12 protein-coding genes are annotated in these 14,883 nt (G+C 61.0%); 1 reads left to right on the forward strand and 11 read right to left on the reverse strand.

The window, feature by feature from the left end; genetic code table 11:
* Positions 1–23: 23 nt before the first annotated feature.
* The 10 genes from AB4Z52_RS22975 to AB4Z52_RS23020 form a co-directional block, all read right to left on the reverse strand.
* Positions 24–212 carry a hypothetical protein gene (locus AB4Z52_RS22975; RefSeq protein ID WP_442220208.1) on the reverse strand — a complete coding sequence of 63 codons (189 nt, stop codon included), beginning with the start codon at positions 210–212 and terminating at the stop codon, positions 24–26.
* Positions 213–321: 109 nt separating this feature from the next.
* On the reverse strand, positions 322–1,953 hold the full coding sequence (locus AB4Z52_RS22980; RefSeq protein WP_442220209.1) for an ABC transporter ATP-binding protein: 1,632 nt from the start codon (positions 1,951–1,953) through the stop codon (positions 322–324).
* Positions 1,946–2,773 (reverse strand): ABC transporter permease, encoded by an 828-nt coding sequence (locus tag AB4Z52_RS22985; RefSeq protein ID WP_442220210.1) that lies wholly within the window; start codon positions 2,771–2,773, stop codon positions 1,946–1,948. Before AB4Z52_RS22985 ends, AB4Z52_RS22980 begins: the two co-directional genes overlap by 8 nt.
* Positions 2,770–3,777: an ABC transporter permease gene (locus tag AB4Z52_RS22990; protein WP_442220211.1), complete on the reverse strand. Its 1,008-nt coding sequence runs from the start codon at positions 3,775–3,777 to the stop codon at positions 2,770–2,772. The genes AB4Z52_RS22985 and AB4Z52_RS22990 overlap by 4 nt, the downstream gene beginning before the upstream one ends.
* Before the next feature lie 105 nt (positions 3,778–3,882).
* Positions 3,883–5,475, reverse strand: a complete 1,593-nt coding sequence (locus AB4Z52_RS22995) for an ABC transporter substrate-binding protein (RefSeq protein ID WP_442220212.1) — start codon at positions 5,473–5,475, stop codon at positions 3,883–3,885.
* A 165-nt stretch (positions 5,476–5,640) separates the two neighbouring features.
* Entirely contained in the window at positions 5,641–6,423 is a 783-nt protein-coding gene (locus AB4Z52_RS23000) for a carnitinyl-CoA dehydratase (protein WP_442220246.1), read from the reverse strand.
* A 6-nt stretch (positions 6,424–6,429) separates the two neighbouring features.
* The gene (locus tag AB4Z52_RS23005; RefSeq protein ID WP_442220213.1) at positions 6,430–8,487 is read right to left on the reverse strand and encodes an acetate--CoA ligase family protein; all 2,058 of its coding nucleotides are present in this window, start codon (positions 8,485–8,487) and stop codon (positions 6,430–6,432) included.
* A gap of 4 nt (positions 8,488–8,491) precedes the next feature.
* The gene (locus AB4Z52_RS23010; protein ID WP_442220214.1) at positions 8,492–9,652 is read right to left on the reverse strand and encodes an acyl-CoA dehydrogenase family protein; all 1,161 of its coding nucleotides are present in this window, start codon (positions 9,650–9,652) and stop codon (positions 8,492–8,494) included.
* Between the two features lie 41 nt (positions 9,653–9,693).
* On the reverse strand, positions 9,694–11,184 hold the full coding sequence (locus AB4Z52_RS23015) for a carnitine 3-dehydrogenase (protein ID WP_442220215.1): 1,491 nt from the start codon (positions 11,182–11,184) through the stop codon (positions 9,694–9,696).
* A gap of 7 nt (positions 11,185–11,191) precedes the next feature.
* Entirely contained in the window at positions 11,192–12,094 is a 903-nt protein-coding gene (locus AB4Z52_RS23020; protein WP_442220216.1) for a 3-keto-5-aminohexanoate cleavage protein, read from the reverse strand.
* A 108-nt stretch (positions 12,095–12,202) separates the two neighbouring features.
* Here AB4Z52_RS23020 and AB4Z52_RS23025 point away from each other — a divergent pair, with 108 nt between their 5' ends.
* Positions 12,203–13,207 (forward strand): GlxA family transcriptional regulator, encoded by a 1,005-nt coding sequence (locus AB4Z52_RS23025; RefSeq protein ID WP_442220217.1) that lies wholly within the window; start codon positions 12,203–12,205, stop codon positions 13,205–13,207.
* Here the strand turns inward: AB4Z52_RS23025 and ggt are convergent.
* On the reverse strand, positions 13,204–14,793 hold the full coding sequence (gene ggt, locus AB4Z52_RS23030; protein WP_442220218.1) for a gamma-glutamyltransferase: 1,590 nt from the start codon (positions 14,791–14,793) through the stop codon (positions 13,204–13,206). The two genes, AB4Z52_RS23025 and ggt, sit on opposite strands and share 4 nt — an antisense overlap.
* Positions 14,794–14,883 lie beyond the last annotated feature (90 nt).

The raw sequence follows: 14,883 nt of genomic DNA on the forward strand, positions 1-14,883 counted from the left end.
GCAGTCTCAAGGTCGAAAGGTATCTAGATATCGACCTGTCGGGCTGGTTTGCAGATCGGCCAGTCGGTGTCCTCCAATGGCGAGTTGGCGAGCAGCCAACCAAAGGAGGGTTGAGTTTCGGGGTCGACCCTGTTCGGGTCATCGACCAGCGGCGACCCGAATGCGCTATCGGGAATGGAATTCCTGTCACTTGATTTTCTGTCGTTTCCCATGACCCATTTCATATAGTTCTAGCGGGTGCATTTATAGGAGCCGCAGCCATCTATCATATTTCAGCTTCGGAAATTGCGGGCTTGCGATTTCTATGCCCCCAACGTCAACTCAATTCCCAGCACTTGCCATCTTCCGCGTCGTCAACACCTTCTCCAGCCAGCCCATTTCCATCTCCGGTACCGATTTCAACAGCAGGTCGGTATAGTCGTCGAAGGGTGGCGACAGGACCTTTGATTTCGGCCCGAAACGCACCAGTTTGCCGCGGTGCATGACGGCGACGCTGTCGGCGATGGCGCGAACGATGGCGATGTCGTGGGTGATGAATATGTAGGAGATCTGCGTCTCTTCCTGCAGTCGCATCAGCAGGCTGAGGATACCTTCGGCGACCAGGGGATCGAGTGCCGATGTCGGTTCGTCACAAAGGATCAGCTCCGGATTGGCGGCAAGCGCTCTGGCAATCGCAACGCGCTGCTTCTGCCCGCCGGACAGTTCCGCTGGATAACGGTCGATGAAGCCGTTGCTCATCTCGATCTGCTCGAGCAGTTGCTTGACGCGAGCGGTTTTTGCAGCGCCTCGCATGCCATAATAGAAGGTCAGCGGACGACCGATGATCTCGCGCACCGTCTGGCGCGGGTTCATCGCCGTGTCGGCCATCTGATAGATCAGTTGGATACGACGCAGGTCGTCGTTGGACCGGCCTTTCAGCGCCGGCGACAGCATCTTTCCGGCAAACGAGATCGTACCCTTTTGCGGCGGCAGCAGTCCGGTAATGACGCGCGCAAGAGTCGACTTGCCGGAACCGGATTCGCCGACGACCGCGAGCGTCTGTCCCTTTGGCACATGCAGCGACACGTCGAACAGCACCTTGAAGCCGTTGGAATATCCGGCCGTGATGTTTTCCACCTTCAGCAGGGAATCCGTCTGATCGGACGCCTCCTTCCGTGTCGCTTGGCGAACATTGACCAGCGCTTGGGTATAAGCCTCGCGCGGCGCCTCTATGATCTGCTGCGCGGAGCCGTATTCGACCTTCTTGCCGTGACGCAATACCATGATGTCGTCAGAGATCTGCGCAACGACGGCAAGATCGTGGGTGATATAAAGCGCTGCCGTATTCGTTTCCTCGATCGCGTGCTTGATGGCGGCAAGCACGTCGATCTGCGTCGTCACGTCGAGCGCCGTCGTCGGCTCGTCGAAGACGATCAGTTCGGGGTTCGAACACAGCGCCATCGCCGTCATGGCGCGCTGCAACTGGCCGCCGGAAACCTGATGCGGATAGCGCTCGCCGAAGCTTTCCGGGTTCGGCAGGCCGAGCACGCGGAAGAGATAGAGAGCCCGGGTCCTGGCCTCGTCCTTCGTCATCAGTCCGTGCTTGACAGAAGCTTCGATCACCTGGCTGCCGAGCCGGTGCGCCGGATTGAAGGCGGCGGCTGCCGATTGCGCAACATAGCAGACGCGTGCACCGCGCACCTTTCGAATGCCCGATTTGCCGAGCGTCAGGAGATCATCACCGTCGAGCAAGACCTGCCCGCCGGTGATCTCGGCGCCGCCGCGGCCATAGGCCAGCGCCGAAAGTCCGATGGTAGATTTGCCCGCCCCGGACTCGCCGATCAGGCCAAGCACCTTGCCCTTCTGAAGATCGAAGGAAACGCCGTCGACGATGGTGACGCGCTTCGGCTGCTCGCCTGGCGGATAGCTTGTGGCCTCAATCTTGAGACCGCGGACCGAAAGAAGCTCAGGCATCGCCACGTCCTCCCTTGAGGCTGGAGGTTCTCTTCAAGAGCCAGTCGACCACCAGATTGACACAGATGGCAAGTGCGGCGATGGCCCCGCCGGGGACAAGTGCTGCCGAAATGCCGAAGATTATGCCGTCCTTGTTGTCCTTGACCATGCCGCCCCAGTCGGCCGCCGGCGGTTGGATGCCGAGCCCGAGGAAGGACAGCGTCGAGAGGAACAGGATGGCGAAGGCAAAGCGCAGGCCAAATTCGGCAAGCAGCGGCGACAATGTATTCGGCAGGATCTCGCGGAAGATGATCCATACCGTTCCTTCGCCGCGCAGTTTCGCCGCTTCCACGAATTCCATCACCGCCACGTCAAGCGCCACGGCGCGGCCGAGACGGTAGACGCGCGTGGAATCGAGAACGGCCATGACAAGGATCAGCACCACGAGATTTTGCGGCAAGACGGCGAGCACGACGAGCGCGAAGATCAGCGTCGGTATCGACATCATCAAGTCGTTGAAGCGGGAAAGCACTGCATCGATCATCCCGCGGGAGACGGCGGCCGTGAAGCTGAGGATGATGCCGAGCGAGAACGAAATCATCGTGGCACCGAGTGCCACCGAGAGCGTCGTCCTTGCGCCGTAGATCAACCGCGAGAGAATGTCGCGGCCGAGATTGTCGAGGCCGAAGAAATACTGCTGGTCGGCCGGCGCCCAGACGTCGCCGACGACCTGGGTCTCGCCGAAGGGCGCGATCCACGGCGCAAAGATGGCACAGATGGCGGCGACGAAGATGCCGATGATCCCGATCCAGGCGGTGATGGGAATGTCTCTCAATCTCATCGCGGATGCCTCAGCCGTGGGTTGGCGACGATGGCCAGAATATCGGCCACCATGTTGAGCATGATATAGACGGCGGCGAAGATCAGGCCGCAGGCCTGCACGACCGGCATGTCGCGCACGGTGACCGCATCAACCATGTACTGCCCCATGCCGGGATAGACGAACACAACCTCGACGACGACGACGCCGACGACGAGGTAGGCAAGGTTCAGCGCGATTACGTTGATGATCGGCGCAAGCGCATTGGGTGCTGCGTGCTTGACGATGGCGCGAAAGGCGCTGAGCCCCTTGAGCTCAGCGGTCTCCATATAGGCCGACGACATTACGGAAAGGATCGCAGCACGGGTCATTCGCATCATGTGGGCAAGGACCACGAGCACCAGCGTTGCAGTCGGCAGCGCGATTGCCTGCAGACGCTCGGAAAAGCTCATGGTGTCGTAGACTGTCGCCGGGAAGGTGGCGATGCCGAACTTCACCGCGAAAAACAGGATCAGCAGATAGCCGATGAAGAATTCCGGCAGCGAGATTGCGGCGAGCGAGATGACGTTGATGATCTTGTCCGGCAATCGGTTCCTGAAATGTACGGACAGCATCCCGAGCCCGACCGCCAGCGGCACGGATATGAGGGCTGCAAAGCCGGCGAGGAACAGCGAGTTACCGAGGCGGTGGCCGATCTGTTCGCTGACCGAATTCTTGCTGGCCCAGGATGTTCCGAAGTCCCCTTGCACGGCATGGCCGAGCCATTCAACATAGCGCGTGATGATCGGCCTGTTGAGGCCGAGTTCCTGCCGGATATTGGCAACGGCCTGAGGTGTCGCAGACTGGCCGAGATAGGTGGTCGCGAAGTCGCCGGGCAGGGCTTCGAGGCCGCCGAATATCAAAACCGAGACGGCAAACAGCAGCACGAAACTTAGAACCAGACGTTCTGTGATGAGTGCCAGCAGTGGAAAGCGCTCTCGCAAGCTCCGCCCAGGCAGGCCACCGGTCTCTATGGAATTGGACATGGAAGGGCGCCTCGCTCTGAAAAAATGGGGGAAGGACCGTGGGCGCTGTGCCTACGGTCCACACCTCAGTTTTGCGGGGCGGCAAGAAGCCGCCCGGCTTCAGTGTCAGGCCTCGAGCCAGACGCGCGTGGCGACGTAGCCGTTCGACATGTCGTTGCCGATGTCGTGGACATAGCCCTTCACCTTCTTGCTCGATGCGTTCACGAAGTCGTTGAACATCGGCAGGATGACGCCGCCCTCGTCGCGCACCATCATCGCCATAGCGTGATAAAGTTCCTTGCGCTTGGCTTCGTCGAGCTCCGAGCGGGCCTGCAACAGCAGCTTGTCGAAGTCCGGGCGCTTGAAACGCGTATCGTTCCAATCGGCCGTCGACAGATAGGCGGTCGAATACATCTGGTCCTGGGTCGGACGGCCGCCCCAATAGGACGTCGAGAAGGGCTGGACATTCCAGACATTGGTCCAGTAGCCGTCGCCCGGCTCGCGCTTGACCTCGATGTTGATGCCGGCCTTCTTGGCGCTCTCCTGGTAAAGCACGGCAGCGTCGACAGCACCCGGGAAAGCCACTTCGGATGTACGCAGCAGCACCGAGCCGTCATGGCCGGACTTCTTGTAGTGGAAAGCCGCCTTGTCAGGATCGTAGGTGCGCTGTTCGATGCCCTCTGGGAAAAGTGCATAGGTGCTGTTGATCGGGAAGTCGTTGCCGACCTTGCCATATCCACCGAGGATCTTCTTCACCATGGTTTCGCGGTCCATGGCGTATTTCAGCGCCAGGCGCAGGTCGTTGTTGTCGAAGGGTGCCGTGTTGCAATGCATGATGAAAACGTAGTGGCCGCGGCCCGCGGTCGAGAGGATCTCGACGGTCGGCGCACGCTTCAACATTGCCACAGTCTTTGGATCGACGCGGTTGATGTAGTGCACTTGGCCTGACGAAAGGGCGGCGATGCGGGCAGTTGCATCGTTCATGGCGATGATTTCGACGCTGTCGACATAGCCGCGATCGGTGCGCCAGTCGTCTGCGTTCTTCTCGAAGGTGGCACGGACGCCAGCCTCGAAGCTTGCCATCTTGTACGGACCGGTGCCGATACCAGCGTTCGGGTCGTCGACGCCGCCGTTCGGCTGGATGACGAGGTGATAGTCGCTGAGCAGCAGTGGCATGTCGGCATTGCCCTCGGTCAGCGTGACGACGAGGTTGTTGCCGTCAGCCTTGATATCCTTGACCGATTTCATGACGCCCAAAGCGCCGGATTCGGATTTCGGGTCGGTGTGGCGCTTCAAGGTGGCGATAACGTCGTCGATCGTCATGTCCTTGCCATTGTGAAACTTGACGCCCTTGCGGATCTTGAAGGTCCAGGTGACGGCGTCTTTCGACGGTTCCCAGGACTCTGCCAGTGCCGGGACCGGCGCGCCTGTCAGGGGATGGGATTCGACAAGCATGTCGCCCCAGCAGCGGCCGACGACGAACATGAACTGCGACAGGTCCTTGGCGGGATCCTTGCTGTCGGTGGCAGCAGCACCTTCGAGGCCCAGCTTCAGATGCCCGCCCTTCTTGGGTGTCTCCGCCGCGGATGCGCTTGCGGCAAACAGCGTGTCGGCGGCGGCAAGCGTCAGGCCGGCGGCCATGGCGCGGCCCATGAATTCGCGGCGGTTCATGCCCCCCGAAGTCAGCTGCCCGGTCAGATATTTTGTGTAGTCGCTCATTGCCTGTTCCTCTTCTCTGGTTGGTTTTTTCTTCAGTTTCCGGTGGCCGTTTGGGCCTTGTTTTTCCGGTACGGTCACTTCCTCTGTGACAAACTATACGGAGAAATCAATCGGTTGAAAGCCTTGATTGATTGTCGCCGTCATTTCGCCCGCGCCTTTATGAACCTACCTTCCTTTCCAAACCGGGTCCCGCTTTTCCGCGAAAGCTTTTGCTCCTTCAAGCTGGTCGTCGCTTGAATAGAGGACGTCGACCGTTTTGAACTGCCGTTTGGTGACCTTGTTCATCGTCGAGGAAAAGTCGCGGCCTTCAGCCTCCCGGACAATCTCCTTGATGGCCGCATAGACCAGCGGCGGACCGGACTCGATCAGGCGCGCGAGTTCCCATGCGCGCTGCATCAATGTTTCGAAAGGTACGACCTCGTTGACGAGGCCCCAGCGATGCGCCTCTTCGGCGGTAAGCCAGCGACCAGTCAAGAGCATGTCCATGGCGATGTGATAGGGAATGCGCTTTGGCAGCTTTATGGAAGCGGCATCGGCAACCGTGCCCGAGCGGATCTCCGGCAGCGCGAAAGTCGCGCTGTCGGCCGTTATGATCATGTCGGCCGAAAGCGCGATCTCCAGGCCACCGCCGCAACAGATCCCGTTGATCGCGGCGATAACCGGCTTGTTGAGGTCGCGTAGTTCCTGCAGGCCGCCGAACCCGCCAATCCCGTAGTCGCCATCGACCGCATCACCGGCAGCTGCCGCCTTCAAATCCCAACCGGCACAGAAGAATTTGTCGCCGGCACCGCTGACAATGGCAACCCGCAAATCGGGATCGTCGCGGAAGTCGCGGAAGATTTCGCCCATGAGGCGGCTGGTCATAAGATCGATAGCGTTGGCCTTCGGCCGGTCGATGATGACCTCGAATATGCCGCCGACGCGCCTGCAGCGAATGGGGCCGTTCAACACACGCTACCTCCTTCGCCTGACGAGAGCATCAGCAGCGACGACGCCATTGCCATCGCTGAGAACCATCAATGGATTAATGTCTAGTTCCTCAAGCTTTGCAGCCATTGCAACGACATAATCTGCCGCTGATGCGACGGCCCGGGCGAGCGCATTTCGGTCGCCTTTTTGGCCGCCACGGTAGCCATCGAGCAATTTGCTGATCTTCAGGCGCGATATGGCCGCGATAATGTCCTCCATCGTCGCAGGAAGGACCAAAATTACAGAATCTTCAAGCATTTCGACGAAAATGCCGCCGGCGCCTATTGTTAAAAAAAGTCCGGCGACCGGGTCCCGTGTCGCCCCGATTATCAGCTCCGCGACCGGCTTTGCGACCATTGCCTCGACGAGGTAGCCCGACGTGATCGCGCTCATGGCGTGGGCAGTGGTGAGGACGTCGTGCGCGGTTGCAAGATTCAGGGCCACCGCCCCCGCTTCTGTCTTGTGGGCGATACCCAGACCCTTTAGCGCGACGGGGAAACCGATATCGGCGGCGATGCTGGCGGCCTCGTCCGGCGAGTGGGCCGTCTTGCCGCGCGGTATCGACAATCCGAAGGCTGCAAGTTCCGCCTTAGCCTCGGCTTCGGTCAGGAGCAGGCTTTCGCCATCATCCAGTGCGACGTCGAGCAAGGACGCCCCCGAGCCGCGTTCCCACGCTTTGCCGATTGCCGCTGCGATCTCGGCAGCCGCCAGCGCTTCGCTAATCCCGCTGAGCGGAACGACGCCTTCATCCATCAGCCGATTGGCAATCTCCTCCGGCATGTTTTCGCCAAGCGTCGCAAGGATGCCCGCCCGTGCGCTGGTTGCCTGTGCCGCTGCAATAATCGCGTCTACCGTCGTCAACCAATCGGCATCCTGACACCGATCACCGCGTGGGAAATCGAGAACGACCAGATTGAGCGCATAGCCGCCGGAGAACATGGCGCTGAAGGCGGCCGTCTGGCGGGCGAGGTCGCCCCAGACGAACGTGTGGTAGTCGAGCGGATTTGAGAGCGCAACCATTTCCCCAAGCGAGCGACGGAGCGCCGGCAACTGCTCGGGCTTCAAGTTTCGAAATTCGATGTCGCGACCTATGGCGGCGTCGGCCATCAGCGATGCTTCGCCGCCCGAACAGCTCATGGAGGATATGGCGTTGTTATCCAGAGGGCCGCCCAGATGGAGGAGCTTCAAGACCTCGAGCATCTCGGGCAGCGTTGAAACCCGCCCGATCCCCAACCGCCCCAAGAGGGCAGAGGAGACGGCATCGCCACCGGCGAGCGAAGCGGTGTGCGAGATTGTCGCCTGCCGCGCCGCTTCAGAGCGCCCGACTTTCAGGATCACCACTGGTTTTTTCAGCGTTCGGGCGCGTGCGGCGAGCCTTTGCAAAGCGGCGAGGCTGTCGAAACCCTCGACATGCATGCCGACTGCCGTGACACGCGGATCCTCGAGCACCGAGATCGCAAGGTCGCAGATTCCGGTCTGCGCCTGGTTGCCCGCCGTCATCACATAGGCAATCGGTAGTCCGCGCGTCTGCATCGAAAGATTTAGCGCGATATTGGAGGATTGCGTCAGGATGGCAACACCGCGTTCCGTGCGGATCAGGCCATGCTGGTCCGGCCAAAGCAAGGCCCCATCGAGCGCATTGACGAGCCCGTAGCAGTTCGGCCCGATGATCGGCATGGCACCGGCTGCTTCCACGAGCGCTGCCTGCAGATCGCCGCCATTTGCAAGCTCGTTGACCGCCTCGAGAAATCCGGAGGCGTAGCAGACAGCCCCTCCGGCACCGCGCGCCGAAAGCTCTCGCACGATCTCGATGGTGAGCGTGCGGTTGACGCCGACGAAGGCGGCGTCGGGAGCGTTCGGAAGCTCGGCAACGGAGCGGTAGCATCTTCGTCCAAGCACTTCGCCGAGTTTCGGATGCACAGGCCAGATATCGCCGGCAAACCCCATCCGGTCGCACTGTTCGATGACGCGGCGTGCTTCCTTGCCGCCGAACACGGCAATGGATTGCGGTCTGATGAGGCGATCGAGCGAGTGCTGCGTCATGCGGTCATGCTCCGAATGGCCGCAGCAGGTCGCGACTGATAATGTGGCGATGGATTTCGGAGGTACCGTCCCAAATGCGCTCGACGCGGGCATCGCGCCAGAAGCGGGCGAGCGGTAGATCGTCCATCAGTCCCATGCCGCCGAAGATCTGGATTGCCTCGTCGGTCACGCGCGCCAGCATCTCGGTCGCAAAAAGCTTGGCCGAGGAGATTTCCCGGTTTGCCGGTAGCCCCTGATCCAGCCGCCAGGCCGCAGCCAGCGTCATCCACTCGGCGGCGTCGATTTCGGTGATCATGTCGGCAAGCTTGAAGGATACGCCTTGATTGACGCCGATCGGCTTGCCGAACTGCTTGCGCTCGGCGGCATAGGCCAGAGCCAGATCGAAGGCGCGCCTGGCCCGACCGATGCAGGTCGCGGCAACCGTCAACCGCGTGCCCGTGAGCCATTGATTGGCGATCTCGAAACCCTTGTGAACCTCGCCGAGGACCTGACCTGCGGGCAGGCGGCAGTCTGTGAAGGTCAGAATGGAATTGTGATAGCCGCGATGGGAAACGGACTCATAGCCTTTGCGGATTTCAAACCCCGGCGTGTCGCGATCGACGAGGAAGGCGGTGATCTTCTTCTTCGGTCCCTTGGACGTTTGCTCCTCGCCGGTTGCGGCAAAGACAATGACGAAATCGGCAACATCGGCATGCGAGATGAAATGCTTGGTGCCGTTCAAGACCCAGTCCGAGCCGTCCGACCGTGCTGCACATTTCATGCCGCGCATATCAGAGCCAGCGTCAGGCTCGGTGATCGCCAGCGCATCGAATTTCTCGCCACGAACGGCCGGCAGAAGGTATCTTTCACGCTGCTCGCCCTCGCAGGCCATCAATATGCCGGACGGGCGTCCGAAATAGACGGTCAGGCCCAGCGAGCCGCGGCCAAGCTCGCGTTCGACCAGGGTAAAGGTCAAATTGTCCAGCCCGGCGCCGCCCACGGATTCCGGAAAATTGCAGGCAAAAAAGCCGAGTTCGATGCACTTGTGCTTGATGTCTTCGCCGAGCTCGCGCGGCACGACACCCGTGCGTTCGACCTCGTTCTCATGGGGATAGATTTCGGTCTCGACAAAGTCACGGACCGTCTTGACGATCATTTCCTGTTCTTCGCTGAGGCCGAAATTCATAAATTATCCTCCCGAGACTGACTGCAGCTTCCCCAATGCCGCTATTTACGTTGCCCGACCACTCTCCCGACGCCTTGCGGCACGGGAAGTCCGGCGTGAGCCGAAGCAATCGCATTCACCTTTAAGATCACCTCCGGTGGTGCCGATACGGTTCTGCCAGCCTTTGAATCCACATGCATCAGCATCTGCTCGGCTGTGGCCAGCGTCTTGCCCGTTTCGTTATTGTAGATCGTATGAAAGACCTGCAGGCGCTTTTCGTCGGCCGACAGGATCTGGCAGGTGGAATGGATTGCCTGACCGAGCTTGGCTTCGCCGAGATGACGGATGTGGGTTTCAACCGTGTAGTAGCTGTGACCCGCCTCGACATAGGCGAGATCAACGCCGATCAGCCGCAGCAGCGCGTCTGACGTATCGCCGAAGACCTGGAGATAGCGGTGTTCGGTCATGTGGCCGTTGTAGTCGACCCAGGCCGGGCTGACCTTGGTGTCGACAAGGCGCAACGGGCGGGCGGTGTCGTGCAGCGTTGTCGGGCTGCCGCCGTCCGCCCAAAGCGTCGCTTCAAAATCCTTGAGCAGCTTTCCGGCGCCCCAACCCTTCCCGCCATCGCTGCCCTTCAATGTCTGGAGAATGCCGACAAGGTTCTCATCGCGAATGCGCTCCAGTTCACGGATCGAGCGACCACCGGCCTGTTCGTCGGACTGCTGGCCGATCTTCTCAACGAGCGCGTCGTCGAGATCGACGACGTCGGTCAGTTTCGTCCATGGCCAGGCAAGGCAAGGGCCGAACTGCGCAAGGAAGTGGCGCATGCCAGCCTCGCCGCCGGCGATGCGGTAGGTCTGGAACAGGCCCATCTGCGCCCAGCGCAGGCCGAAGGAATATCGAATGACATCATCCAGCGTCTCGACGGTGCAGATGTCGTCATGGATCAGCCACAGCGCCTCGCGCCACAGCGCTTCCAGCAGCCGGTCGCCGACGAAAGCCTCGATTTCCTTGGCGATGTGAACGCCCTTCATGCCGATCGGCACGAGCTTGTCCATCGCAGCCTTGATCGTGGCTGCGGACGTCTTCTCGCCGCCGACGATCTCGACCAGCGGCAGCAGATAGACCGGGTTGTAGGGATGGGCGACGAACAGCCGTTCCGGATGCTTCATGTCGCGCTGCAGTTCGCTCGGCAACAGGCCGGAGGTCGACGACCCGATCAGCGCGTCGGGCTTTGCAGCCGCGTCGATCTGGTTGAGCACGCCGCGCTTGAGGTCAAGCCGCTCCGGCACGCTCTCCTGGATCCAGTCGGCATCGTCGACCGCTTCCTCGATCGTCGCGGTGAACGTCAGCTTGCCGCGCGCGGGAAGTGGCGCGCCGGTCAACATGGCATAGGCCTTTTCGGCATTCGCCAGAACTTCTCCGACGATCCGCTGCGATTCGCGATGCGGGTCGAAGACCTTGACGTCGATACCGGCGAGAAGGAAACGGGCGATCCATCCGCCGCCGATGACGCCGCCGCCGACACATGCAGCCTTGTTGATCTTGCTCATGATGACCTCAGCGCTTCGTCAGCTTCAGTTTCTTGCGGACGTCCTCGGGCCCGATAATGCGAGCGCCCATGCCCTCGATAACCGTAACGGCCTTTTCGACCAGCTGCGCGTTGGTGGCGAGCTTCCCCTTGCCGGCATAGAGATTGTCCTCAAGGCCGACGCGAACATTTCCGCCGGCTAGCACGGCTGCAGCCGGATAGGCCATCGCATTACGGCCGATCGAGAAGGCAGAAAAGGTCCAGCTTGAGGGCACATTGTTGACCATTGCCATGAAGGTGTTCAAGTCGTCGGGCGCACCCCACGGAATGCCCATGCAAAGCTGGATCAGCACCGGATCCTCGATCAGGCCTTCCTCGGCAAGCTGCTTGGCAAACCAGAGATGGCCGGTGTCGAACGCTTCGATTTCGGGGCGAACGCCAAGGTCCGTCATTTTTTTCGCCATGGCGCGTAGCATTCCGGGCGTATTGGTCATGACGTAATCGCCAAGACTGAAGTTCATTGTGCCGCAATCGAGCGTACAGATTTCCGGCATACATTCGGCAACGTGGCTGACACGTTCGGTGGCACCGGCCATATCCGTCCCCCTGGAATTCAAGGGGAGGGGGCTTTCAACATCGCCGAAAATCAGATCACCGCCCATGCCGGCGGTAAGGTTTAAGACAACGTCGATGTCGGCGGAACGGATACGGTCGGTGACCTCGCGGTAAAGGTCGTTGCGGCGGCTGGCAGCGCCCGTCTCAGGATCGCGGACGTGGCAATGGACGACCGCCGCTCCGGCCTTGGCGGCGTCGATCGCGGAATCGGCGATCTGCTTCGGCGTGATTGGGACATGGGCAGACCTGGAGGTCGTATCGCCGGCTCCGGTGACAGCGCAGGTGATGAAGACATCGCGGTTCATCGCAAGAGGCATTGTTGTTCTCCCTCGTTTGAGAGCATTACGAGGCAAGCAGAGGCGAATTGCTTTGCAATTATAGATATAGATTATACATTATCGGAACTTGGAGATCCTCACCGCACCGTGCTGACGCCGTCCAACGACCCGCTCGATATCGACCTATTGGTTTTGCCCGAAACCAATCTGATCCTGATTGCCTCGGTGATCGAGCCGCTGCGTGGTGCGAACCGGATCGCCGGCAGCGAGATCTATCGCTGGCGCATCTTTACCCCTGACGGAGCGCCAGCCGATACGACGAGTGGGATTCCCGTGCCGGCGCATGCGGCATTCCGGCCGGACAAGGAAACGTCGCCGCTTTTTGTGCTGGGCAGCTACAACTGGCGACGTAGCGCCACCACGGCTATGAAGATGCAGCTATCGAAGACGGCGCGGCACCGGTCGATGATCGCCGGCATCGAGTCGGGAAGCTGGCTGCTGGCCGAAGCAAGCCTCCTCGATGAGGTGACTGCGACGACGCACTGGGAGGATTTCGACGATTTCAGCGCCACCTATCCGAATGTGAGGACCGTGCGCGATCGCTTCGTCATCGACGGCAAGCGGATCACGACGGGCGGCTCGTTGCCGACGGTCGACCTGATGCTGGAAATCATCCGCCGCAGGCAGGGATATTCGCTGGCAATCGAGGTCTCCCGCCTGTTCATCTACGAGCAGAACGGTGCTCCGGCCGAAGCTTTGCTGATGCGCTCGACGACAGGGCTACGGATGAGCGATGCACGCGTCGCCGAGGCCGTCAGGCTGATGGAAGAAAATGTCGAGCAGCCCATCGTCCTTGCCCGGTTGGCGCGAAGGGTGGGCGTCAGTGCCCGGCATCTGCAGACCCTGTTCCAGGAGGGCATGGGCGTCGCACCCCATATTCACTATCTGGCCCTGCGGCTCAACGCCGCCCGTCGCAAGGTCATCGAGACCAAGGCAAGCTTTGCCGACATCGCCGCGGCGACCGGTTTCAATTCGGCATCAGCCTTTTCCCGCAGTTATCGGGCTCATTTCAGCGAAAGCGCATCGGAGACGCGCCGCCGCCTGCGCCGGCGTCAACCTATAGCGATACCGGAAAGCGGCGGGCGAGGCTAATATCCAAGCGCGATGCCGTCCTTGCGATGGTCGGACGAGCCAAGCAGCACGCCGCGCTCATGGTCAATGAAGATCGCCTGCGCCCCGCCGATGGGCTCGTCGGCCCACTCCGTCACATGGCCGCGACGGTCGAGGTCCGATTTCACCTCCTCGGCGATCGTCGGCTCCAGCGCCAGCCTGCCGCCGAAGGAGAAACTGCGGGGCTGGTCGCTTGCCTGCTGCGGATCGAGATCGCGATCAAAGATCTGGCTCAGCATATGGGCGTGACCGCAGGCCTGATACTGGCCGCCCATGACGCCGAAGCTCATCTGCGTCTTGCCGCCTTCCATCACCATAGCCGGGATAATCGTGTGGAAGGGCAGCTTGCAGGAGCCGATGGCATTCGCGTGACCTTGCCTGACCACGAAACCCGCGCCGCGATTTTGCAGCAGGACGCCGGAGCGGGGCGCATAGATCCCGCTGCCGAACGGCATGAACACCGAATTTATCAGCGACACGGCATTGCCATCGCGGTCGACGACCGAGACATAGACGGTGTCCTTGTGGGTCGGTGCATCCCAGACCGAGGCAGGAGCGGCGCGCTCTAAGCTGATCTCCCGGCGCATGGCGTCGATCGAGTGGTCGGACAGCAACTCGTCGATGTCGAAGGTAATATGTTGCGGATCGCTGATCAGCTGATCGCGGCGGGCATATCCGGCCTTGGTCGCCTCGGCCAAAAGATGAATGCGGTCGGCTTCGCTGAGCTTCAGGTCCCGAAGGTCGAAGCCATCGAGAATGCGGGTGATGAGCAGGGCCGCCAGACCCTGTCCGTTCGGCGGGCACTCAAAGAGATCACGGCCGCGGTATTTGCCGGAGATCGGCGTCGTCTCGAAGGCGTTGTAGCTCGCGAAATCGTCTTCGTCATGCAGTCCACCGAGCGACTTCAGCACCGAAGCGATCTCCTCGGCGACCGTCCCTTTGTAAAATCCGTCGCGGCCATCGCGCGCGACCGACCGAAGGGTAGCTGCCAGTGCCGTGTTTGTGACCCGTGCGCCGACAGCTGGTGCGCGGCCATTCGGCAGGAAATACGCGGCAGATTCCGGATGCTTGGCGACGCGCTCGCTGTGGCGCTCCCAGTCGTGGGCAACGCGCGGCGTGACGACATAACCATCCTCGGCAGCCGCGATCGCCGGCGCCAGTACCCGCGCCATGTCGAGGGCGCCGTGGCTTGCGACCAGTCTGCACCAGGCGTCGATCGCGCCGGGGATAGTGACCGCATGGGCGCTGTCGTCGGGGATAGAAGTGAAGCCCCGTTCGAGGTAGTAGGCAAGGTTGGCCGCTTTCGGCGAGCGACCGGAGCCGTTGAGCGCAATCGGTGTGCCGCCGGCCGGGCAATAAAGCGCAAAGCAATCACCGCCGATCCCAGTCATGAGCGGATCGATCACCGATTGCAGCGCGACGGCGGCAACCGCCGCATCGACAGCGCTGCCGCCAGCGCGAAGGATGTCGAGGGCGGCAAGTGTTGCAAGCGGATGGGACGTTGCGGCCATGCCCTTGTCCGCGATAGCCACCGAACGGCCCGGCTTGAAGAAATCCCGCTGTTTCATCTATCTGATCCTGCCTTGGTCAAACTTCAGCGTCCGTGATGGCCAGACGCTGAAGTCCATGGATGCCATCCGGAAATGGTGTCGTCCAAT

The sequence above is a fragment of the Rhizobium sp. 2YAF20 genome (assembly GCF_052114685.1).
Classification (GTDB): domain Bacteria; phylum Pseudomonadota; class Alphaproteobacteria; order Rhizobiales; family Rhizobiaceae; genus Rhizobium.

Bases quoted from the DNA above. Each gene is read 5' to 3' on its own strand.
- AB4Z52_RS22975 (WP_442220208.1), bottom strand. From the start codon at position 212: ATGGGAAACGACAGAAAATCAAGTGACAGGAATTCCATTCCCGATAGC.
- AB4Z52_RS22980 (WP_442220209.1), bottom strand. From the start codon at position 1,953: ATGCCTGAGCTTCTTTCGGTCCGCGGTCTCAAGATTGAGGCCACAAGC.
- AB4Z52_RS22985 (WP_442220210.1), bottom strand. From the start codon at position 2,773: ATGAGATTGAGAGACATTCCCATCACCGCCTGGATCGGGATCATCGGC.
- AB4Z52_RS22990 (WP_442220211.1), bottom strand. From the start codon at position 3,777: ATGTCCAATTCCATAGAGACCGGTGGCCTGCCTGGGCGGAGCTTGCGA.
- AB4Z52_RS22995 (WP_442220212.1), bottom strand. From the start codon at position 5,475: ATGAGCGACTACACAAAATATCTGACCGGGCAGCTGACTTCGGGGGGC.
- AB4Z52_RS23005 (WP_442220213.1), bottom strand. From the start codon at position 8,487: ATGACGCAGCACTCGCTCGATCGCCTCATCAGACCGCAATCCATTGCC.
- AB4Z52_RS23010 (WP_442220214.1), bottom strand. From the start codon at position 9,652: ATGAATTTCGGCCTCAGCGAAGAACAGGAAATGATCGTCAAGACGGTC.
- AB4Z52_RS23015 (WP_442220215.1), bottom strand. From the start codon at position 11,184: ATGAGCAAGATCAACAAGGCTGCATGTGTCGGCGGCGGCGTCATCGGC.
- AB4Z52_RS23020 (WP_442220216.1), bottom strand. From the start codon at position 12,094: ATGCCTCTTGCGATGAACCGCGATGTCTTCATCACCTGCGCTGTCACC.
- ggt (WP_442220218.1), bottom strand. From the start codon at position 14,793: ATGAAACAGCGGGATTTCTTCAAGCCGGGCCGTTCGGTGGCTATCGCG.